We start from the raw sequence: 23,521 nt of genomic DNA, 5'->3' as shown, positions 1-23,521 counted from the left end.
TATCTTGTTGATATCGCGTATTTTTTCTAGCATGTAAGTAACAGAAAAGGATTTGAGGCTCGAATGATCATCTGGTTACAACTCAAACGCTGGATCAAAGCAAACATCTTTGTTTTGAATGGCAAAAACTTACTGTTCACTTTTCTTGGCTACATAGTTCTATCGTGGTCGATGCTGTATTTGGCGGGTGAAACAGATTTAACCAGTTCGGTTACCGTATTTGCTTACTACTTGGTGGTGACGGCTTCTACAGTAGGTTATGGTGATTTGTCACCGACCACGGCTGCGGGGCAGTGGATAGTCATTCTATTTGTGATTCCGGGTGGACTCAGCCTTTTTGCCGCATTACTTGGTAAAGTGGCAACAGAAGGTGTTGAATATTGGCGAGCGGGCTTGCTAGGGAAAAGGAGAGTTAGAGTGGACAACCACATTTTGATGCTGGGATGGAATGAACAAAGAACTATTCACCTCATCCGCATGCTGCAACACGAAGAAACGGGTAAGCGACCAATCGTATTATGTACTCGTTCAGATATCGAAAACCCGTTACCCGGCGAAATCAATTTCGTCAAAGTAAACAGCTACACAGATGGCAAAGAGATGGAGAAAACGGGTATTGAGTCTGCGAGTTGCATCCTGATTGATAACCCGGAAGACGACATTACCCTGTCTGCAGCACTTTACTGTGCTAACCGAAATCCGAAAGCTCACTTACTGGTTTATTTTAAAGATGAAGCGTTGAGCGACCTGCTACACAAACATTGTCCAAACTCTGAATGTATTCCGGCTGTGGGTGCAGAGATGCTAGCAAAGGCTGCGGTAGACCCAGGTTCAAGTGCGCTTCATCAAGAGCTATTGAGCTCCACAAGAGGTATGACACAATATTCAACGTATTTCCCTGAAGATGCTGAGCCTGTCACCGTCGCGCCTATTTTCTCTGTGTTTAAAGAGAAGTACAAAGCAACGCTGATCGCGATTGATGCGGGGAGTGGTATTGAACTTAACCCAGAACTAGACCAAGTTGTCAGCAGCGGTACTAAACTATTTTATATCGCCGACGAGCGAATTGATGACTTCGATTGGAAAGGCTTCTAGAGCTACTATTTTAATCTCGTCCAAAAACGAAAAAAAGGCCTCATTGTGAGGCCTTTTGGGTCAGTATAAAGCTAACTTTTATTGAGCTTCAGCCAGTGCAATACCACGCTGCGTTAATCCGCAAAGCATTACAGGAACAGCGTTAAAGATCTCTTCAAATTGCTCTAGGCCTTCGATGCCTTGCTCTGCAAGTGTCGCAATTGACGTTTCTGGATCGTAAAGCATACTCAGTGAAAGTAACACGCCGCCCACGAGTGCGTTGTCTTCGCTCTCTTCAGGCATCAATGTTTCCCAGTCATCACGGGCGATCTGCCATCCTTGAAGCAAGCCTTCACAGAAATCGCGAGCAGCGGTATTCACCACTTCTGCATCATCCAATTGGCAAGCTTCAGGCCAACTCCACGTTCCTTCAATTAGCTCAGGACGTGTTTTATTCCAAAGAGTGATGATAACTTCAATGTAGCTCTCTAGTTGCTCACCATCCGTAAAAGGTGCGACTTCTTCACCACCCCATAAGAACGGCAGCCACTCATGAGGGGTTAACACATTAGGTGCCGCTGCCATTGCAGTGACAAAGCCCATTGTTTTGTGTTCTGTGATTAGCTTTCCTTCCAACTCTGGAAGCGCAAGAATATCTTGTAAAGTCAAAGTGAGGTACCGTAAAAGGGAACATATTTGCGCTTATAGTACCAATGAACTTGTGCCAATCAAGCTTCAATCTAAAAAGGCTTGATGTCATGGATGATAAACACTAGGTTTAACAGAAAAGAAAACAATAAAAGAATTATGCAGATACGGTCGTCTTTAAAGAAAAAAAGTATGGTAGCGCTTGGGTTATACCTTGCGATGTTTATTGCCATTGTCGGTAGTGTGACGTATTACGTCGTAGAATCCCCTGTGCGCGCCAAATTACAACAAAACCTCGACTTGCGTACACAACTTTTATCCGCATTGATTACAGAGCCACTCAGCAGCTCTCAAGGCTTTGTAGATAGCCTAGTTGGCTTTGCTCAAGCACATCACAACGCTGATGATGTTATTCCGCTCTTTAAGTCGATGTTGGCGGCGAGCGACGATACGATCGTCAGTGCCGGAATTTGGCCTGAACCTTATACGCTTGACTCTAAAAAGCGTCTTAACAGCCACTTTTTCAATAAAGCCGACGATGGAAAAATTGATCAGCTGTTTTCTTACAACAATCCTAAAAATGCTCCTTATCAAGAAGAGTATTGGTACACCTCTGTAGTCAACAAAAAACAAGGAACCATCTCTTGGAGCGATGTGTATATCGACCCATACACACACGTTCGAATGATTACTGCTTCATCGCCTTATTATTACGACGGCATTTTTGCTGGCGTTGCGACGGTGGATCTCTCGCTTGAAGAGTTGCTAGGCTTTATCAAGAACCACGCCGAAGAATACAATCTTGGCATTATGCTCAGAGATAAACTCAATCAAGTGTTGGTTTCGCATAACTTCAATCTCGTTGAAGGGATCTACATCAGTAGCAATCAATTTGGTGATTTCGGTTGGCAAGTGGATGTGGTTAATTCTAAGTCACGTGTAGCAGACGAAGTATTTCGTCAGGTGATGAGTATTGAGGGCGGTATTGTTCCGCTATTACTACTTTGTGTGATGGCGGGTTACTACTTATTGAACCGTTATTTGATTAGCCCAATTACAACGATTGCCGCACAGGTAGATAGCTCGAAAGCAGGCGAAATCATAGATGTTGACTACTCAAGTGATGACGAAATCGGTCATTTGATTAAAACCTTCAACGAAAAGACCATTTATCTTGAAGCGGAAAAGGTTAAAGCTCAGGCATCCACCAATGCAAAAACCGCTTTCCTTGCGACCCTGTCACATGAAATTCGTACCCCTATGAATGGGGTATTGGGTACTGCTCAGATCCTATTAAAAACGCCTCTAAATTCTGAACAAGAGAAGCATCTCAAGAGTTTGTATGAGTCCGGTGATCACATGATGACCTTACTCAACGAGATCTTAGACTTTTCGAAGATCGAGCAGGGAAGGCTGGATCTTGATGAGACTCGCTTCCCACTCGATTCGATCATCGGCAGTATCAACAGTGTCTACTACACACTCTCTTCCGAGAAAGGGCTGCAATTCAAAGTGTACTCTGAGGTGCCTTCTGGTCGTTGGTACTTCTCAGATAAAGCACGTCTACGACAAATCTTGTTTAATCTATTGAACAACGCGGTGAAGTTTACTTCCAGAGGCTTTGTCGAGGTGTACCTGAAAGAAGTCGTAGAGGGGAGTGACACCTATCTTAGTATTCGAGTTCGCGACACCGGAATTGGTATCTCTAAAGAAGCTCAAAAGCGTATTTTTAAACCATTTGAACAAGCGGAGTCTTCGACCACAAGACGTTTTGGCGGTACAGGCCTTGGCTTAGCGATAGTGAAGAAAATTGCCCAATTGATGGATGGCAGTATTACCGTTACCAGTGAAGAAGGGATAGGCACGAGCTTTGATGTTCGATTGAAGATTCAACCATGTCAGCCTGGTGAGATAGAGAGTTTGCCACATAAGAAGTTGGACTACTCAGGCTTAAAAGTATTGATTGTCGAGGATAACCGAACGAATACGGTGATCATTGAAACCTTCATGAGCAGCAAAGGTTTCACTTGTAAGAGCGTCGAAAATGGTGAACTTGCAATACAAGCAGTGGTTGCCGAGCGCTTTGATTTGGTACTCATGGATAACCATATGCCTGTGATGGATGGCGTTGAATCAACCACTGCGATTCGAGCTTTGATAGGTGATGTGTCATCGGTACTGGTATTTGGTTGTACTGCTGATGTCTTTAAAGAGACTCGCGAACGTATGCTCGGGGCGGGTGTGGACTACATTATAGCTAAGCCGATTGATGAGCGTGAACTGGATGACGCGTTGTTCCGCTATTCAAATAAGCTTTACCAATACCATGAAGTAAAAGCGGATGCTCTCGAAAGCCAAGATGTAAAAAAACACGACTCGAAAAGTAAAAGTGAGTCACTGCCTAAACCTGATCTGCGAAATAAAGATAACACCGAAGAGCTGTTAGTGACGCTGTATGTGGCGCTAGAAGACAACAACCTAGAACTGATTCAATTTGCACTAGAGAGCCTGCGTGTCCACGTTGAACCTATGAACAACGCTGAACTTACTGAACAAGTCGATAATGCGCTAGAGCAGGTTTCTTTAGGAGCACCACCTACACAAGATGTCATCAATATCATTACTGTAAATTTACCTATGGCCTAGATGTTGTTTAATTACAGAAAGCAAATAACGAATTGTATATTATTTGACCTTAGTGTAATTTTTTGGTGAAAGTGACTGCTTTTTAAGTGGTTTTTGGTTGTTAATTTACAACTTAATTTACAATTTGAAATGTATGACTGCTAATCTTATGGTTTAATAGCGACATTATCTGGCAGGGTGTAAATACACCTTGTTTATATGTTGCTAATTCACTCAATAGGCAGTGATATATTTTAGGTTTAACGTCAATGAAGTCTCGTGGTCCATTTTGTATTCGAAACGCAGCTGCGGATACATTTGCTATGGTCGTTTTCTGTTTTATTTCAGGCATGATCGTAGAAGTGTTTATTTCTGGTATGACATTTGAGCAGTCTCTCGCTTCTCGAACGTTATCTATCCCAGTAAACATTGCTATTGCTTGGCCTTATGGTGTTTTTCGTGATTGGTTCTTGCGTAATGGTGCAAAGCTTTCACAAAGTTCGTTGATGAAGAATATTTCTGACCTTTTAGCTTACGTGTTGTTCCAGTCACCTGTGTATGCTGGTATTTTATTGGCGGTTGGTGCTTCAAGCGACCAGATCGTTACGGCTGTAACCAGTAACGCTGTGATCTCATGCGGTATGGGCGTGCTGTACGGTTACTTCTTAGATATGTGCCGTAAATGGTTTCGAGTTCCGGGCTACTATCAGCAAGCTTAAGAAAAGCAACAAGCGTAAGTGCAGCGAAAGAATGAAATTTGGTTTGTTTTTGATCTAATGAGTTAATTTGTAATCGAACAAACTGAAAAAGGCACTTTTTTTGACAATGCCCCTTGACCAAAGCAAGCAGAATCAATAAAGTAGCGCCTCGTTGAGTCACAAGCTCAACACACAATTTGTGGAAGGATGGCTGAGTGGCTTAAGGCGCTCGCCTGGAAAGCGAGTATACGTTTATAGCGTATCTGGGGTTCAAATCCCCATCCTTCCACCACTATTCAAAACCCTAGCAGAAATGCTGGGGTTTTCTCGTTTTAGAGCCCCTATATTTCACTTCATCTACATCCATCCCTAGTATCAGTTCCTTTAATCATTCCTTTATAGTTATTTCCTCTATTAATGCCGTCGCAGATTGAACCATATTTGGTGTTTTTATCATCGATAAACGCTTGATCTTTCGGCATGAATCTAGATTATTAATAGTACGAAATATTATTAATAATCTAACTATTAGGAATTCATTCCCCCATGACAGAAACCCTAGTTTCACCAATGCTCTCTTTTACCATCGCGATTTCATTACTGTTTATCGGTAAAGGTTTGATTGAACGATCTGAAGTATTAAGAAAGTATTCATTACCAGAGCCTGTGATTGGTGGCTTTGTTTGTGCTGCGACCGTAGCGGCGCTTTACTATATTTTTGAAATCCAAATCACCTTTAGCCTAGATGTCAGAGACTTTTTGCTTCTCTACTTTTTTGCTGGTATCGGACTCCAAGCGGATATTAAGACATTGATTAAGGGTGGGCGACCGTTGTTCATTCTATTGTTTCTTGCTGCCGTCTTTATCGTTCTGCAAAACGTGGTCGGGATGGCTGTAGCTTCTGGCTTTGGAATGGATCCTAAAGCTGGTTTGTTATCGGGCTCTGTTAGCTTAATCGGTGGCGTAGGTACAACGTTAGCGTGGGCGCCAATGTTTGTGGAAGAGTTTGGTATTGCTAACGCGCTAGAGCTAGGTGTTGCGTCAAATACGGTTGGTTTGATAGCGGCGTGTGTGATTGGTGGTCCCATTGCCAACTACCTACTAAACAAGCACAAAGTGAGTCCATCCAATGAAGAAGAAGTGACAGTTGGTGCGTACCAAGAAAGTGAAACTCGCACTGAATTGAGCCATTACGGTGTCTTGTGGGCGTGGTTGATTCTCAACTTAACATTGATGCTCGGTTACAGCCTGAGCGAAGTTATCGATTCGATGGGCTTAAAACTCCCGTTATTCGTAAGCTGCCTAATTGCCGGTATCCTCATTGGAAATATTGGTCGAGCATTGTTCAAGAAGCGCCGTACACAAGAGAAAATTGCCCAAGGCCGCAAAGGCTTAGCGATGATCTCTGACATCTGTTTGGGTATGTTCTTGACCATGGCCTTGATGGGGCTGCGTATCTGGGATCTCGATGGACTGTTTGGCTATATTTCTGTTGTCATGAGTATCCAGATCCTGCTTTCGCTTCTGTTTACGATATTTGTCGTTTATTACTTGATGGGAAGAAACTACGATTCTGTGGTGATATGTTCAGGCTTCGGTGGTATCACTCTAGGCTCGACCGCAACAGCCATTGTGAACATGACAGCGGTAACTCACCGCTATGGCGCAAGCCCACAAGCATTCATTGTGGTGCCATTAGTGTGTGGTTTTTTTGTTGATTTGATCAACGCGCTAGTGATCAGTTTCTTTGTTGGTATGTAGTGACTTCCTAGTACTTTCTTGTCATTGACGACAGACAACTCTCAGTAGCTTACTCGATTGAGTGAGCTACTTATTGTCTTGTTATAACCCCTCCTCGTACATGACCATACCTTTAACTAATTCATCCCCCTTTCTTGATTTTATAATATTGTAGATATATCACTTGGTTATATTTCATGTCACCGTGGGCTGGGTGTTTTTATAATTTATTTGGGAGTTACTTATTCTTCCAAAATCGTTTGTTTTGATATTAGTGTTATTCGATTTTTAATTATACAAATAATCGTCGCAATCCAAATTTAATAATAATTTTTTGTCGCACTTACTAAACCTATCTTTTAATTTTTCATCTTGAATAAAAACTAAGTTAGTCTATTTATTGAGCATTTTTTGGTTTGTTTTTTATTCTCTACCTATTTTAAAGATAATAAATAAAATTAATTTTTACGGTTTTTCTGTGTTTTTGTTTGAAATGTAAATTCTTTTATATCAGATATTTATGTTGTTGATTGTGTCATTTATCTTGCCTGACGGCTAATGGTCGATTCATGATTACTTAAATAATGTACATTTTGTGGTTGAAAATAAGCCACTCTCTCAGTAGGGCGATTTGAATGTTATTTAGTGACGCTATAACATGCCGGAAAATTTATTAGACCTTAGTGCCATATGTTTTCAAATATAAAAAAACTTCTAGTATTCTCCGTGGTTGTCGGACTTTTATTTACTACTGGTTGCCAATCAACTAAACCAGCTTGGTATTTAAAACCTCAAGTAGACACTAATGAGTATATTTATGCAGTGGCACAGGCAAGGACCTTGTCTCACGCAAAAAAGATTGCGGTCAATAACATCAATGAAAAGCTTTGGACTCAAGTTGAATCTTCTTTTTACATGCGAGAAACCGCGCGTGAAACGAATGGTGCTGGGTTTTCAAATAGCCTAGTAGATAACAAAGTAAATACAAAAACCGAATCACTAACCCTCAATGGTATTGAATATCTGCAAATGGAAGAGAGTGAACTTGGTGCTTTTGTCGAGGTTAGGGTTAAAAAAAACTTAGTAACGCAGCAATTGATTCGTGAAATAAAAGAGATGAACCGCAGCTCTGAAGCAAAACTTGTCGCGCTTGAGCATCAAGATAAATTGTTATGGTGGCTAGACAACCGAAGTGCCTCCCAGTTGCAGCATAAGGTTTCGGTAAGAACAGCAATGCTTGCGCCTTTAGAACCAGGATATCAAGTCGATGCTCGTTCTATCGATCAACTTATAGCGACACATAAAAATATAAGCAGCCAGATTAATATCCGTCTTTCTTATGACAGAAACTCACAGAAAGCGACTCAGTTATTAGGTGAGCAATTATCGGAATTTAATATTGCTACCTCAACTTCCAAGAGAAGAAATCAAACTCACGTACTGCACGTTGATTCAGAACGCCGACGAAATAAAGTGGGAGATGCATTTATTTCAACACTGATTTCAGACGTTAAAGTGATCAATATGAAAGCAAAAACAATCTCTCGCAGTGAAATTATTTCTACGGGTAATTCTGTCACTAACTACACATATGCCGACGAAGGGGCTGCTCGCCATTTCGATGAGCAAGTAAAAGAAAAAGGGATTTGGGCTGCGCTAGGTTTAATCAAATAGCAAACTCCAGATTCTAGAAAAATAAAGTAAAACGAACATGTTCGGAGCGAATAAATGTTAAAGAAAACGTTAATGGCTAGCGCTGTACTGGCAACTTTGTCTGGTTGTGCGTCAGTGAGTGAAGTATGTACCCCTGATACACGTGTAGAAATTGAAGCTGCTGATGTTCAGCTTCCCTCTTCTGACGATACTAAGGTGGTTGTTCTTCCAGTTGACCTTGAGTTCAAAAATTCGGCATCGAAAAAGATGCAGGCAGCAATGCGAAATGCATTAGAAACTCAAATCGATGAAACCGGTGCAAACCTTGTTGACCGTAAAATTGCCAACAAAGCAAAAAGCGAAATTAAACTAGCAGAGCAGAGTGGTCGCCTAAGCAGCAAAGGCGTTCCAATTGCTGATTATGCAATCATCACGGAAATTACCAGTGCCGACCTAAGCACGTCATTCAGTGAGCGTCGCACTTACGAGAATGATGACGGTGAAACTAAGGTTGTTCCAGCGTCATGCAGTTATGATTTTGATGTAGAAGCGATTGCGAAAGTAGTGGCGTTACCAAGCATGGAAGTGATGAAGCGTATTAAACTTGAAGGCGATTTTTACTCGTCCTCAGAGACCAGCAATTCTCGTTGCCCGGTCAGTGAATCAGGTTACGGCGCAATGGCTGCGAAAGCGGCTGCAGAAGCCGTAGAGTATTCTACTGACTTGGGCAAAATGTTGGCGGCAAGTGCTCCGGTTTTAGAGATGCGCCAGTGTGCAGCTGGGACTCAAGTACGTGTTGCAATGGGCAAACAAAAGAAAATTAAACCGGGTACAGATATTCTGTTTTCAAATGCAATAAAATCGATGGAAGGCGAAACTGAAATTTTCCCAATCGGTGAAGGCTACGTTGTAAACAACGAAGTTAATGCAGTGACCGACAAGTACTCTTGGGTTGTGATTGACGAAGAAGTATCACTAAAAATGAAAAAAGGCACGATGGGTAAAGTAGACGCATCAAGTCTTGAGTGCGATTTTTCTGATATTCCATGCCAACTGAAAAAAGCTGAAATGGCTGCTAAGGAAGTAATATAACCTATGAAAAAACTACTTATTACTACATCGTTAGTGACGGTTCTAGCTGGCTGTCAGAGCAACAACGCGACTGTTAAGGAAACGCAAAACTTTGCGCCTTGTACCTTCCCTGATGCACCTACCGTATCGGCTCCTGGCTGGATCTGTGATGTGACTCCTACTGACATCGCTACTGCGGCTAAGGGATACGCGAAGAAAAGCGCTGCGGGTATGAGCGTTATGCGCAAGATCGCCGTGAATGATGCGCGTGTGAACCTTGCAGCTGAATTCGAAACTGACGTAAGTAACTTATTCCAGGCTGCGACAGAGGGCGTAACATCAACCTCTTCTGCTGAAGGTTTAACGTTAGTAACAGAAGAAGTTAAAGAGACGTTTGAAAATATCACTAAGTCCGTAGTGAACAAAACGCTCACAAACAGCCGTGTCATTGTAAGTCAAGCTAGCCCTACTGGTGGCTTGTACGTTCTAGTTGGCATGGACCAAGCGGCTTATGATGCGAACATGAATAAGGTTATCGACGAAGTCGGTGGTGAAGATTCTGCACTTTGGGATCAATTCAACAACGAGAAAGCAGCTACAGATCTTGCAGCGGCATTCGATGCTTTGAAAAAATAATCGTGGTATGACGATTAGTTAAAGTGACAAGGCCGCCGATTGAGTGGCCTTTTGTTTCTATGTATTTTAGGACGAGACAATGCAATCTCGGAGTTAGTTATGTATAAAACGATCACCAAAACAGGGTTAGCGATAGCAATCTCTATGGCAATTAGTTTCCCTACGCTTGCGGTGTCAGATAACCAGAAACAGCAGTTAAACAATGCAGTGGTTAATGCCAGTCAATCCCAAGAAGAAAGGCTCAAAGAGTTCCATGCTTATGTAAATGCGTATTTGGATGAGTATGAACAATGGCGCGACGAATACACCAATCAGCTTGATGAACGTCGTACAGACCTTATTAAAACGTGGGGTGAAGGGGAGGTTTCTTCTCAAACCACACAAGTTGAATACTCCCAAGGTGATCAAGTTAAAACCGCTGTGGATTATGAAAATAATACGGCGACCGTTTCTGTTTTAGTTGATAAAGACAGCAGTGCAGAAGAGATTGATGATCTTGTAAAGGGAATCCCGGTGGAAGTTGCAGGGCAAGTGGTAGAGCTATCAGACTTGAAAGCTCAAGACCACGAGGTTTTGTACTCTTGGGAAAAAGAGCAACAAGAAAAGGACTTTGTAATCGAACAGACGCAAAGTCAAATGAATGAGCTTGATGTTCAAGCTGAGCGTCTTATTCAATCAAACACGGGCATTCCGGATTCATTCATTTATCAGCGTGCTCACAACAAAAAACTGGCACTCCTGAGCAAAGCGCAACAGCGTATTGCAGCACAGACTAAGCTGTACGATGAAATGCGTGCTAAACACGGAATTGAAGTAACACGACTAGAACCTCAGGTTGAAATCGTTGAACTGGTTGAAAAAGTAGAATCCCCTAAGGAAGTCGTGAAATCAGAGCCAGTTGCAGAACCAAAGAAACCTTCGAAAGTGGTTCAAATGAACGTAGAGGGCGCAGCTGAAAAAGCACCTGAAACTCACGCTGTGAAACCTCAGCCTGTAGTGGAAGTGGCTGCTACGCCAGTGAAACCTAAAAAGGTGGTCACCTACAAAGTTAAACTCCCTGAAAACAGCTTAAAAGCGCGCGCAAGCAAATACAGTGCTTTAGCTGAGAAAGAAAGTAAAAACTGGGAAATAGATGCAGCACTGATTATGGCAATTATGCATTCTGAATCCGCTTTTCGCCCTGATGCTAAATCACACGTACCGGCGTTTGGTTTGATGCAAGTGGTACCAACCAGTGCGGGGCATGACGTGAACAAACAAGTTCGCAATATCGATGCGCCAATGAAGGTTTCGGACTTGTATCAGCCTGTCATCAATGTTGAAACCGGTACCGCTTATTTGGATATCCTAAATAGTAAGTATCTGCGTAAGATTGAGAATGATGAAAGTCGTTTGTATTGTGTGATTGCGGCTTATAACACTGGCGCTGGTAACGTTGCCCGGGCATTCAACAAAGATCGCTCAACGAGCATCGGCAAAGCATCCAAAGTGATCAACAAAATGACTCCAGAAGAGGTGTACAACCACCTAGTTGCGAAGTTGCCATACGATGAAACCAAAAACTATTTGAAGAAAGTGAACAGTCGGATCGCATTATATAAGTAAAACTTTTGAAGAGGTGAGATTAAATATGTTTAAGATTTTTGCTTTATTTTTCATCGCTATTGGTATTTACCTAGGCCTTAATTACAGTGACGAAATTGAAGATATCATGGACACCGATGCTTTTGAGCGAGTGCAGGAACGTGCTGAAGATGGCAAAGATGCATTGATGGATACAATTGATGAGATTAAAGGTTAAAAATGTCTGAAGAACAGAGTGCTGATATTTCTAAAGATATTCAAGACGAATTACAAGAACTGCAAGAGACACAAGAGTCTCTGTTAGAAGAGCAAAAGAAAGGCGGTCTAGCTCGTACCATTGGTTTGGTATCGGTTATTTCTATTGCTTTGGGTGGCTTTAATGACAGCTTTGATGCATTGGAAAAGATGTTCGACTTTGGTCTTTCTCAAATGACAGATATTCCATCTCATAGAAAGCTAGAGAGAATATATATTCGTTCATCCGCTGAAGCTTTAGATCAAACTTTTGGTGCGCCTGTCTATATCAAACGCGCTTCAACGAATGACGTCATTAAGTATTACCAAGACGATAACTTCATTCTTTCTGCAATTACCCGAGATAACGCTATTGTCGCTTACCTCGTCTTTCCTGATCAAGGTTTTGTACCTGAAACACGAGAACATGCAGGTGGTGTAGAGTTTTTCAATCAGCCTTTTAATACCATTGAAAGTGTTAATGAAATTCGAGCGTCGTTCGCTAGAACTGGTAATTATTACATTGAAGAAAATAACGGTGGGGAATTCGGCTATCTCTATTCTTCAATTAGTGGCGTTAGTGAATTTATTGCGCCAATGACCAAAGGTAATAGAAATTTGCTTGCCGCCGTCGTTGACTCATTAACGATGGATGAAGATGTAGTAACGAGCGTACAGTCTTTGCGATTGAGCGCCAAACCAAACTTTTATGGTTACAGTACGTTAGGTGTCGATGCGCTTGAAGAAGCGATTTTATCGAGTGCAGAGTACCGTTTGATTCATAAGAGTTAACCATTAACACATTAGCTCTGGCTTCTTACAAAGCTAGAGCTTTATCAGCAGTTGGATTATGGCAAATTCAAAATTCGATACGTTTCTAGAAAGACTCAAAGGCAATAAACGAATCATTGTCCAAGCTCATGACTTCCCTGACCATGATGCATTGTCTTCGGCGTACGCTCTAGCTTACCTATTAAAAAAGGAAGGATTTCAAACATTTATTACCTTCCATGGCTACATCGATAGAGTGTCCCTTAGGAACCTAATTGATTGGTTGGAGATTCCAATCTATGAACCAAAAGACTTGAAGCTACAGCCTGACGACAAGATCATTGTTGTTGATGGCTGTATTGGTGAAAAGAACGTTACCGATGTTCCAGGTTTAGAAGTCGCAGTGATTGATCATCACCAAGTCAAAGTACCTGATTTTGTATGGTACTCAGATGTGCGAGCAAATTATGGCGCAACAGCAACCATGATGGTTGAGTATTACCGCTATTTTTCTTTGCCGATGCCACAAAAAATTGCAACAGCACTATTGGTCGGTTTGAGCTTTGATACCGCTAACTTTACTCGGGCTGTAGGAGCGGCTGATCTGAAAGCACTGCTGTACCTTCAAGAGAGGGCAGACAATGCTATGGTCAACAAGATTTGTCGTAATCAGGTCGAGTTCCACGAATTGCAACTTTTCAATTCAATGTTGACTAACTTACGCCGTGAAAAAAATGCAGCATTTGCGGTGCTTCCTGAAGATTGTCCTAAAAATATGCTCGGTGTATTAGGAGATTTTCTATTAAGTGTTGATGAGCTTGATATCGTCGTCCTCACTGCTAGGAGTCATGAGAAAACCTTTATTTCTCTTCGTTCAGAGTGCTCCAATAACAATGTCGCCAATATAGTTAAAAGAGCACTGAACGATAAAGGGATTGGCTTTGGAGGTGGGCATTCTCACATGGCTGGTGGCATCATCAACAGCAAGTTTCAGAAAAGTAATGAACTAGATTACATCTATGATTTGATTCGACCGAGTCTAGTACTCAGCGTTTAAACGGTTTGCTGACAATACCGGGTACCTTGAAATCAGTTTGATAGAATTAGTGTTGTGTCTAGAACAAACGGTACAACGTGTATCAACGGTTGATGTGCAGGCTTGAAGTGACTCGGTGCACAAGTTAGTAAGTGCAAACGCGATCTTGATAAATTGGGATACATGTTCGTAGCAACTTTATGAGACGCTTGAATCAGTGTCAGTTGAATCACAAGGAAGTTGAATGCACCACTTTAATATCCGCGCGCTGGAATACCTTAATGCTTTATCGAAATACGGGTCGTTACGTAAGGCATCTAAGATGATGAACGTTGACCCTGCCGCGATGAGTAGAATGCTGACACAGTTAGAAGCGCAAGCGGAAATGAAAGTATGGGAGCGCAATAACCGCCAATCACTGTTAACCGAAGCGGGTAATGAACTGCTGAATTACTACCGTTCCATTGTTCGTGGAGAGGCCGCAGTACTTGCTCGACTAACCAAGCTTAAAAACCTCAAAGGAGGCAATGTCAGCATTGCCATCGGTGAAGGGTTCATTACCAACTTGGTGTCAAAGCCGATGCAAACCTTCATGACTCGTTATCCTGATATCAACCTTTCTATTGAGATTGCTGGGGCATTGGACGCGGTCAAGATGTTGGAAGATCAACAGATAGATTTTGCGATAACCTATGCTTCTGCTCCACATCCTAAACTGCACTCCCACGTTGAACGTAGCCATCCGCTGGAATTGATTGCTCCGAAAGGACACTTCCTTACGATGAAAGAATCGCCTGTGGTAATGCAAGATATTCAAGACGCCTCTCTCGCCTTGATTGATAATTCGACCGGCATGGGGAGGCTGGTAAAGCAGGCCGAACAAATTTCCCATCTTACCTTGCAGCCAAAGCTTCAAACTAACTCGGTGACCGCACTGACTAACTTTGTTTCAGCAGGTTTGGGTGTAACCTTTATGCCCAAACTCACCGTGATCGATGAGATAAAGTCCGGACAGATTGAAGTGGTTGCGACCGAGTTGGATATCTTATCGAAGGCAACCGTTAAGGTTCAATCTTTGAAAGGCCGCGCACTCACGCTACAGGCCGAAACCTTGTTAGATTTCTTACTTGAAAACGCCACTTTCTTGAGTCATGACGCTTACAATATCTAGGCATAGTAGATTTATGTAACGATCCCTCCCAAGCTCCCAAGCTCCCAAATACCGCAAATGTCACAGTTCCAAACTGCCGAATTCGTTTTTAAGTAGAATTGAGTTTTTGTCAACGCTATCTCTATTGTTAAGTCAACATATGCGGAATAAGTTACAAAGCATTAACGAAACGAGTTTTAGACTGACAGCTGTGTTCGACAGGTTTAGCTTTGTCAGGTATTAGGGGAAGAGAATGGAAGTTATTGTAATTGGCAGCGGTGTTATTGGGTTGACCAGTGCTTGGTACCTGGCGAAAGAAGGTCACTCGGTGACGGTTATCGATCGTCAAGATAGCAGTGGTAAGGAAACCAGTTTTGCGAATGCTGGCCAAATCTCTTACGGCTACTCCTCCCCATGGGCCGCCCCCGGTATCCCTTTAAAAGCGATGAAGTGGCTCACCCAAGAACATGCGCCATTAAAAGTGAAACCGTCACTTTCTCCTGAATTGGTTTCTTGGGCGTCTAAGATGCTCGCCAACTGCAATGAAGCCAAGTACGCACAGAACAAATCACGGATGTTGAGAGTCGCAAACTACAGCCGTGATTGTCTGACTGAGCTAAGAACCAGTGAGCAATTGGCTTATGAAGGTAGGCAGAAAGGGACGTTGCAAGTGTTTCGAAGCGAGAAGCAATTGGATTTCATTCAGCAAGACATGAATCTGCTTAAAGAAAGTGGAATTGAGCACTCGTTGTTTGATGTTGAGCAATGCCTATCCATTGAACCAGGTTTATCAGATGTGAAAGATAAGCTGGTTGGCGGCCTGTATTTACCACATGATGAAACCGGTGATTGCCATCAGTTCTGTTTAACCTTGACTGAGAAAGCCAAGCAACTCGGTGTTAGGTTCGTGTTTGATACTGAAGTGGTAAGTTTGAATCATCAGAATCAAAACATTGAGAGTATTACTACGACTCAAGGTGAATTCAAAGCGGACGCTTACGTGGTCGCTTCAGGAAGCTATTCTCGAGACTTGTTGAAGCAAGTTGACCTGTCTATTCCTGTTTATCCAGTGAAAGGGTACTCGCTAACACTACCGATCGTGAATGCAGATAAGTCACCGGCCTCGACTGTAATGGATGAAACCTACAAAGTAGCGATGACGCGTTTTGATGACCGAATTCGTATTGCGGGTACGGCAGAGCTCGCTGGTTTTGACTATCTAATCCCAGAAAAACGCAAAGCCACGATTGATATGGTGATCAAAGATCTCTTTCCACAAGCGGGTGATTTTTCAAAGGCAGAGTATTGGACTGGGCTAAGACCAATGACGCCAGATGGCACGCCTATTATAGGAAAGACGCCTATCAAGAACCTATTTACCAATACGGGCCATGGAACACTAGGTTGGACAATGGCATGTGGCTCAGGAAAGATCTTGGCAAGCGTAGTCAGTGGTTCCTCAAGTGATATCAAAACAGATGACTTGAGTATTCATCGTTATCTATAAATGTACGTAGTTAATAATGTAGCCTCTACTCTGGCTCAATGACCCTAGATTAAGATCGTTTCGAGGGTCATTGTGTTGTTTTCGTAACTTTTCGATAGATTTAGGGCAAGTTAGGGCTCTATTGTCATTACCATTTATGTTTATGAGGCGAATTGAGATTGAAATGCTCCAAACTCGTCAGGCAACTCTGGATTGGTGAGGTTAATGATCTTACGGCTTTCTAGTCTAGTTGAGCTCACCACATTTCCAAAATGCTGGTTAAACAGTGAATCAAACTCACCACTGAATATGAAATCTTGAAGCTTATCATCCAATAATTGCGCAAATTGCACTTTGTCTGGGTGTACATAAAAGACCAAAGGAAGAGGGTAATAAAGCAAGGTGCTTTCTTCTATCATTAGCCCTTCCAGCAAGCTTGCGTGTTCTTGGTATATACTTTCTACTTCATTGGCGCCGAGTGACACATAATCACATTTTTTATTTGAGAGAAGTTTAAGAACCTCTGGTAACGTTCCTTGCTCTAGTACTCGATATCCATTTGCTCTAAACAGCTCAGCGTCAGCCCATGTCGCCGGAACTCCAGCCGTCAGTGATTTCAATTGATCACTATGGATATGCTGAAATGTAGGTTGATCTTGTTCCCGAACGATTAAAATACGGTGCCCAAGTAATCCTTTACAAATTGGAGAGTTGAGCTTGATTACAGGTTTGTTTGCAAATTTTCTGTTCCCGGCGACTGTAACGAGTACGTCATAATCCTTATTGAATATATTCCCCTCATCCTCTGCTCTCGGAAAATCGGTCTTGTCGCCGTGAACGACAACAGATTCATTTGAATTCCAATTCAATAAGCTACGGATCAGTTCGAATTCGTAGTGCTGTCTTTTATTTGATTTATTGCCATTCCAAAAGTTAAACATATCTGTCCTAAGGGCTAACTCATATTTGAATCTTGATATGCTGTCATAGGTTTAAAATTCAAGAAAGCGCTTTCTTGAATTTTTGAGAGGAGCATAGATAGTTGGAGATTATGAAAATGGAGAACGGTGATGAAAAGACTATTTGAGAAAGCGTACAAGCTGATAAATGACAAAGAAAATAGATGATCAGTATTCATGATGAGGTCACTTTGGTTTTTCTTTAATTTACTGTTTTATAAGGTTTTTATTGTCATATTGGTAATTAATGTGATGAATGGCACTGTTATATATATCCGCTCTCTGTCTGTTTTAAATTTGTGATCTATGGTTCGTTTCATTCAATTGTAAGTTGAAGAATCATAGAATCAGCTTATTATCCACCTAAAGAAAGCGGTTTCTTGGAATGAGTAACCGATAGTAAATACTAAAGCACCCCCTTTTTTTAAAGTTAAAAGAAAGCGCTTTCTTTCTGGTTATTATCATTAAAAAGGACAACGTGATGCACAAAAAGACATTGATTGCTTCGCTCGCTATTGGAGCTTTATTTGGAGCATCTGTACAAGCAGATGAAGTAAAGCAGGGCGGTACGCTAACGGTGCCAATTATCAATACTGGCTTTGTTGAAAACTTCAACCCGTACACAACTAAAGACCTACTTCACGGTGTGATGTTTGAACCTCTAGTTGTATTTAACAATATGACGGGTGATGTTGATTACCGATTAGCTGAATCAGTTGAATTTTCAGAAGATCTTAAGACACTAACTCTTAAGCTTCGTGAAAACCTGAAGTGGTCTGATGGTACTAAACTAACAGCAGAAGACGTTGTGTTTAGCTTTATGCTAACTAAAGACGCTCCAGCATTTGACCAAAAAGGTATTTGGTCAGCGGGTAACCTGCAAGAAGTTACTGCTTCTGATGAGAGAACGGTTGTCTTCTCACTGGCGGAAGCGGATTCTACTTTCGCTTGGAACCTAGAGCGTTACCACGTTGTACCGAAGCATATTTGGTCGAAAGTTGAAGAGCTGACAACGTTCACCAACTTGAACCCAGTAGGTAGTGGCCCAATGACCACGGTTAAATACATCAAGCCGCAACAGATGGAGCTATGCCGAAACCCTAATTACTACCTAGAGAACCGCCCGTACCTAGATTGTGTGAACTTCCGTTCTTACAATGATAACTCTCAAATCCAACCGGCCTTAATTAAAGGTGAAATTGATTGGGGTTCAAACTTTATCGCTGACGTTGAGTCAACGTTTGTTGGTGTTGATAAAGAAAACCATCATTTCTGGTACCCCGCTAACGATGCGATTCATCTTTACGTAAATACTAAAGAAGCGCCTTTTGATGATCTTCGCGTTCGCCAAGCATTATCTATGGCACTTGACCGTGAAACTATCGTCGATATTGCAGCTTACGGCTACCCAACGCCTAACTACAATGCTGGTGGTATTGCTGAGCTTTACGAAACGCATATCGACAAAGCTGTATCTGCTAAATACGCGGATCTGACACAGTACGACGCTGAAAAGGCGAAAGCTTTACTTGACGAAGTTGGTCTAGTCGATAAAGACGGGGATGGATTCCGTGAAAAGAAAAATGGCGAAGCATTTGAGTTCGACATTGAAGTCGTTGCGGGTTGGACTGACTGGATTCAAGTTGTTCAGATGGTATCTGAGTACTACGAAGAGGTTGGTGTAAAAGCGAATATCAAAACGGTTGACTGGTCTGTCTATGATAGCAACTTGAAAGACAGTAAATACACAATGTCTATCAACTGGTCAATGGTTGCGACTAACCCAATCTTGGCTTATCAAGAGTACTTCTCGACATCACGTATCGGGAAAACTTGGCATGCTGGTCATGGCGTTAATTCACCAGAGATCGATGCATTGATCGATAGCTTCGGCAAAATTGGTGATGCTGAACAGCAAGAAGAAGTGTTGAGCGAGCTTCAAGAATTTACGGCTACAAATCTTCCGTTTATTCCTCTGTTCTCTAACCCGACTTGGTTCCAGTACAGCACTAAGAACATTGTCGGTTGGCCTAGCGCTGAAAACCCATACGTACAACCAGTATGGTACGACGGTGGTAAGCGAGTAATCATTCTCAACAACCTACACCTTAAGTAAGTTATTTCTAATTTGGCCGTAACGTAAGTTGCGGCTCTTAGGTTAAAAGATATTTATGTCATTTCTGTTTCGTCGATTCGGTTTTTATTTCACAGCCTTTCTGATTGCTATCTCGTTTAACTTTATGTTGCCTCGCTTAATGCCTGGTGACCCAGTAGATGCTCTGTTTGCTGCTGCTCAAGGTCGTATGGATCCAGCTCAGATGGATGCGGTTCGTGAGATGTATGGTTTTGTTGATGGTAATGTTTTCGAACAATACTTTGCATATATGAAGAGTGTATTTACGCTTGATTTGGGGCCGTCTATTTTGATGTTTCCTATTAGTGTTTCTGATGTGCTTGCTATGGCACTGCCGTGGACTATGTTTCTGGCGCTTGGTTCGCTCATTGTCGCTCTCATCATCGGTGTCAGTATTGGAACTTATGCGTCATATCGACGTGAAGGGCTGTTTGGGCAAATTGTTCCTCCAGTCTTGGCTTTTATTAGCAACTTTCCGTATATCGTAACCGCGTTACTGTTGTTCTATTTCTTCGGTCTAAAGTTAGATTTACTACCTTTGGCTTACACTTATGACCCGTCACTTGAGCCCGGTTTTACGTGGGAATTTGTTTCTAGTGTGGCTAAACACGCTGTGCTTCCAATGGGCTCTATGGTCTTGGTTGGAATCGCAACATGGGTCTTCAATATGCGTAATGCGATGATCAATGTCTTGGGAGAGGATTACGTGACGATGGCTGAGGCCAAAGGCTTGAGCAGCTATCGTGTGATGTCTCGATACGCTGGTCGAAATGCCATTCTTCCTGTCGCGACCGCTATTGCTATGGCAATCGGCTTCTCATTCGCTGGCTCAATCATGACCGAAGTGGTCTTTAACTACCAAGGCTTGGGCAACATTCTTCTTAAGGGAATTGTGGCGCGAGATTATCCTTTGATTCAAGCCATTCTTCTTATTTTAGTGACCGCAGTGCTTGTTGCTAACTTTATCGCCGACTTACTGTATGTCTGGCTTGATCCACGAATTTCGAATTGAGGCACATCATGGATAATTTAATTGACACTCAAAAAATTTCGAAGCGAACAAATATACCGGCACGTGAGCCGAAATGGTCGTGGAAAAATGTAAAGAAAACATTAGGTAAAGCCTATGCTTTTTTCTACGGTAACCCACCAGCAATCATCGGTACTTTTTTACTTACGATAGTTTTAGCTGGTGCACTATTTGCCCCTGTTTTATCAACGCATAATCCCGAAAAGCGTGTTGCGCGCCCGCATGAAGCACCAAGTGCTGAACATATTATGGGCACAACTCGTAGTGGACGAGACGTGTATAGCCAAGTTCTTTTTGGGGCGAGAAAGTCACTGACTGTCGCGATTTCTGCGGGCGTAATTGCAATGACTATCGCAGTTTTAGTCGGCGTTTCTTCTGGCTACTTTGGCGGAAAAATTGATGAGCGCTTGAACTTTATTACTAACGTATTTCTCGTGTTTCCGCAGCTACCCTTGCTGATTGTTCTCGCTGCATTCTTAGGGCAAGTCGGTTCGTTGGTTATCACTATGTTGTTAGGAATAACCTCCTGGCCTTGGGGGGCGAGGGTAATTCGTGCACAGACCATGGCAATTAGAAGCAAAGAATTTATCATTTCTGCAGAGGTTATGGGTGAATCAAAAATTCGTATTATTTTAGTCGAGATTTTACCTAACTTAGTTTCGATTGTTTTTGGTGGCTTCCTTGGCACGGTTATCTACGCAATGGGGTCTGAAGCTGGTCTTGGTATTTTAGGTTTAGGTGATGCAACGGAAGTGAGTTGGGGTTCAATGTTGTATTGGGCACAGACATCTTCGTCGCTATATACCGGAGCATGGTGGGAAATGATGGTTCCTGCATTAGCGTTAGCGATTACTGGTGGTGGATTAGCACTGATTAACATGTCCATCGACCAAGTGAGCAACCCTAAATTACGTACGGGCCCACACATCAAATTGTGGCACAAACTTAAAAAAGAAGCAGACAAACGCCGAGGTTTATAATGAGCAAGCTACTAGAAATTAATAATCTGTGTGTTGATTACGTTTCTCCTAATGGTGTAGCGAGAGCCGTAAACGACGTAAGTATTTCCATTGCGCCCGGAGAAACGCTCGGTATTGCTGGTGAGTCTGGTTGCGGTAAAAGTACATTGGCTTTTGCAATATCAAGGCTCCATAAAGCACCGGCCCTTATCTCTGAAGGCGAGATACTTTACAAAGGGCAAGATGTTTTAAAAATGAATAACAAGCAGTTACGTGACTTCCGCTGGAATGACGTTTCTATTGTTTTTCAAAGCGCAATGAACTCACTTAACCCTGTCATTACTATTGGTGAGCAGTTAACGGACGTTATTCTCGCGCATAAAAAGACACCTTATAAGCAAGCTCATGAGCGTGCGGTTGATTTATTAGAAACGGTCGGGATGCACGGCGATAGAATGTCGAGCTTTCCCCATCAACTGAGTGGGGGAATGCGCCAGCGTGTTGTTATCGCAATTGCATTGGCGTTGGAGCCTAAACTGATCATCATGGACGAGCCAACGACGGCACTCGATGTGGTTGTTGAACGTGAAATATTGAATGAACTTTATGAGCTTAAGAGTAAGTTTGGTTTCTCCATTCTATTTATTAGCCATGACTTAAGTTTGATGGGTGAGATTGCTGATCGAATTGGCGTGATGTACGCGGGTAACCTTATTGAGTTAGGCGATGCTAAAACGGTATTTAGTGACCCCAAGCATCCTTATACCAAAGGGCTTATCTCTTCATTCCCGACTATTCACGGGCCAAAAGAACGCTTGTATGGGATCCCTGGAAATCCCGTCAACCTACTCGACACTCCTCAGGGGTGTAACTTCCAAGAGCGATGTGGCGAATGCATTTCAATGTGCATCAAAAGTGAACCTCGTTTAGGCACAGTTGCGACTGGGCATCACGTATCTTGTCATCTAGTTTGAGCGAAAGATTATGAATACTTTAAATAACGTTGATAAAAGCGAAGTTATCTTATCAGTTAAGAACTTGGTAAAAGATTTTCCACTTGGCCAGTCAGTGAAAAGCAACATGATGCGAGCGGTTAATGATGTTTCATTTGATCTTCGAAAAGGAGAAGCATTAGCGATTGTTGGCGAATCTGGTTCTGGAAAAAGTACAGGTGCTCGAATTCTTACTCGCATTTACGATAAAACTGCTGGGGATATTGAATTTAAGGGCGAGCCATTATCTGACTATATTGAAAAACATGGTGAGCTTGAATATGCACGCCAAGTGCAAATGATTTTTCAAGACCCGTTTGGCTCGTTGAATCCTGTACATACGATTTACCACCATATTGCGCGGCCATTACTTATTCATAAGCGAGCAGAAAAAGATGCGGTTCCTAGCCTTGTTTATGAACTTCTTGAAATGGTTGGGTTGACGCCAGTAAAAGAGACAGCAGAGAAGTACCCCCATGAATTGAGTGGTGGACAACGACAACGTGTGGCTATCGCACGTGCAATTGCAGTGAGTCCTGAAGTTATATTGGCGGACGAGCCTATCTCAATGCTTGATGTGTCCGTTCGATTAGGCATCTTAAACCTAATGGCTGACTTGAAAGATAAGCATGGTATTTCGTTTATGTACATTACTCATGACATCGCGACGGCGCGTTATTTTGCTGAGAAAACGGCAGTTATGTACGTTGGACATATGGTGGAGTGGGGCAATAGCGACAATGTAACGCAGAATCCACAACACCCATATTCTCAGCTGTTGCTTTCAGCGGTACCTGAAGTCGGTAAATCAGGTAAGCGCGATATGAATGTGAAAAAGGGCGATATCCCTTCTTGGAAGCCAAGTAGTGTCGGTTGCCCGTTCGCAAGCCGTTGTATGAAAGCCGATAAGCTTTGCACGCAATCGATCCCAGAACCGACTCAAATTGCAGAAGAGCATTTTGCTCGCTGTCATCACCTATAAACCTTTAATCCTTTTTTGAAACGCAAAAGAAAGCGCTTTCAAAAATTTAAGAGTAAGAA

Annotated in this window: 20 protein-coding genes and 1 tRNA gene; 19 read left to right on the top strand and 2 right to left on the bottom strand. The window is 42.4% G+C overall.

Translation table 11 applies throughout. From position 1 onward, the window contains the following. The first annotated feature begins 63 nt into the window (after positions 1-63). On the top strand, positions 64-1,095 hold the full coding sequence (locus tag AC3CID_RS10090) for a potassium channel family protein (protein ID WP_473575815.1): 1,032 nt from the start codon (positions 64-66) through the stop codon (positions 1,093-1,095). A gap of 78 nt (positions 1,096-1,173) precedes the next feature. On the opposite strand, the gene AC3CID_RS10085 is transcribed toward AC3CID_RS10090, so the two are convergent. Next, a complete protein-coding gene (locus tag AC3CID_RS10085; RefSeq protein WP_114633763.1) occupies positions 1,174-1,743 on the bottom strand; it encodes a UPF0149 family protein in 570 nt (189 codons plus the stop codon). 138 nt (positions 1,744-1,881) lie between these two features. On the opposite strand from AC3CID_RS10085, the gene AC3CID_RS10080 reads away from it, so the two are divergent. The 13 genes from AC3CID_RS10080 (at position 1,882) to AC3CID_RS10020 (ending at position 16,427) form a co-directional block, all read left to right on the top strand. Next, a complete protein-coding gene (locus tag AC3CID_RS10080) occupies positions 1,882-4,368 on the top strand; it encodes an ATP-binding protein (RefSeq protein WP_488526503.1) in 2,487 nt (828 codons plus the stop codon). Between the two features lie 248 nt (positions 4,369-4,616). Beyond that, entirely contained in the window at positions 4,617-5,066 is a 450-nt protein-coding gene (locus AC3CID_RS10075) for an L-alanine exporter AlaE (RefSeq protein WP_017105736.1), read from the top strand. Between the two features lie 180 nt (positions 5,067-5,246). After that, a tRNA-Ser gene (locus tag AC3CID_RS10070) sits at positions 5,247-5,337 on the top strand. 254 nt (positions 5,338-5,591) lie between these two features. Next, positions 5,592-6,806 (top strand): sodium/glutamate symporter, encoded by a 1,215-nt coding sequence (gene gltS, locus AC3CID_RS10065; RefSeq protein ID WP_017083923.1) that lies wholly within the window; start codon positions 5,592-5,594, stop codon positions 6,804-6,806. Between the two features lie 669 nt (positions 6,807-7,475). After that, positions 7,476-8,459, top strand: a complete 984-nt coding sequence (locus AC3CID_RS10060; protein WP_372243986.1) for an LPP20 family lipoprotein — start codon at positions 7,476-7,478, stop codon at positions 8,457-8,459. Between the two features lie 54 nt (positions 8,460-8,513). Then, a complete protein-coding gene (locus AC3CID_RS10055) occupies positions 8,514-9,530 on the top strand; it encodes a hypothetical protein (protein WP_261377556.1) in 1,017 nt (338 codons plus the stop codon). 3 nt (positions 9,531-9,533) lie between these two features. Continuing rightward, the gene (locus AC3CID_RS10050) at positions 9,534-10,145 is read left to right on the top strand and encodes a lipoprotein (RefSeq protein ID WP_488526502.1); all 612 of its coding nucleotides are present in this window, start codon (positions 9,534-9,536) and stop codon (positions 10,143-10,145) included. Between the two features lie 99 nt (positions 10,146-10,244). After that, entirely contained in the window at positions 10,245-11,750 is a 1,506-nt protein-coding gene (locus tag AC3CID_RS10045; protein WP_488526501.1) for a transglycosylase SLT domain-containing protein, read from the top strand. Positions 11,751-11,775: 25 nt separating this feature from the next. Next, the gene (locus tag AC3CID_RS10040; protein ID WP_017062056.1) at positions 11,776-11,946 is read left to right on the top strand and encodes a hypothetical protein; all 171 of its coding nucleotides are present in this window, start codon (positions 11,776-11,778) and stop codon (positions 11,944-11,946) included. A gap of 2 nt (positions 11,947-11,948) precedes the next feature. Beyond that, on the top strand, positions 11,949-12,755 hold the full coding sequence (locus AC3CID_RS10035) for an ETEC_3214 domain-containing protein (RefSeq protein ID WP_065204880.1): 807 nt from the start codon (positions 11,949-11,951) through the stop codon (positions 12,753-12,755). 58 nt (positions 12,756-12,813) lie between these two features. Then, a complete protein-coding gene (locus AC3CID_RS10030) occupies positions 12,814-13,791 on the top strand; it encodes a DHH family phosphoesterase (protein ID WP_488526500.1) in 978 nt (325 codons plus the stop codon). A 223-nt stretch (positions 13,792-14,014) separates the two neighbouring features. Beyond that, positions 14,015-14,941, top strand: a complete 927-nt coding sequence (locus AC3CID_RS10025; RefSeq protein WP_488518081.1) for a LysR family transcriptional regulator — start codon at positions 14,015-14,017, stop codon at positions 14,939-14,941. 232 nt (positions 14,942-15,173) lie between these two features. Beyond that, complete coding sequence (locus AC3CID_RS10020) at positions 15,174-16,427, top strand: D-amino acid dehydrogenase (RefSeq protein WP_488526499.1); 1,254 nt, start codon at positions 15,174-15,176, stop codon at positions 16,425-16,427. A gap of 140 nt (positions 16,428-16,567) precedes the next feature. Here AC3CID_RS10020 and AC3CID_RS10015 read toward each other — a convergent pair whose 3' ends face one another. Further along, positions 16,568-17,347, bottom strand: coding sequence for an ABC transporter substrate-binding protein (locus AC3CID_RS10015; protein ID WP_488526498.1), 780 nt, complete (start codon positions 17,345-17,347; stop codon positions 16,568-16,570). Between the two features lie 499 nt (positions 17,348-17,846). On the opposite strand from AC3CID_RS10015, the gene AC3CID_RS10010 reads away from it, so the two are divergent. The 5 genes from AC3CID_RS10010 to AC3CID_RS09990 are packed head-to-tail and all read left to right on the top strand — an operon-like array spanning position 17,847 to position 23,462. Further along, complete coding sequence (locus AC3CID_RS10010) at positions 17,847-19,481, top strand: ABC transporter substrate-binding protein (RefSeq protein WP_061021763.1); 1,635 nt, start codon at positions 17,847-17,849, stop codon at positions 19,479-19,481. Positions 19,482-19,536: 55 nt separating this feature from the next. Continuing rightward, positions 19,537-20,511, top strand: a complete 975-nt coding sequence (locus tag AC3CID_RS10005) for an ABC transporter permease (RefSeq protein WP_048659636.1) — start codon at positions 19,537-19,539, stop codon at positions 20,509-20,511. An 8-nt stretch (positions 20,512-20,519) separates the two neighbouring features. Further along, on the top strand, positions 20,520-21,509 hold the full coding sequence (locus AC3CID_RS10000; RefSeq protein WP_054547310.1) for an ABC transporter permease: 990 nt from the start codon (positions 20,520-20,522) through the stop codon (positions 21,507-21,509). Continuing rightward, positions 21,509-22,462, top strand: coding sequence for an ABC transporter ATP-binding protein (locus AC3CID_RS09995; RefSeq protein WP_054547311.1), 954 nt, complete (start codon positions 21,509-21,511; stop codon positions 22,460-22,462). The genes AC3CID_RS10000 and AC3CID_RS09995 overlap by 1 nt, the downstream gene beginning before the upstream one ends. Before the next feature lie 10 nt (positions 22,463-22,472). Beyond that, positions 22,473-23,462 carry an ABC transporter ATP-binding protein gene (locus AC3CID_RS09990; RefSeq protein ID WP_054547312.1) on the top strand — a complete coding sequence of 330 codons (990 nt, stop codon included), beginning with the start codon at positions 22,473-22,475 and terminating at the stop codon, positions 23,460-23,462. Positions 23,463-23,521 lie beyond the last annotated feature (59 nt).

Source organism: Vibrio sp. QJM3NY_21 (assembly GCF_057785975.1).
This window is presented reverse-complemented; position numbering and strand designations above follow the sequence as displayed.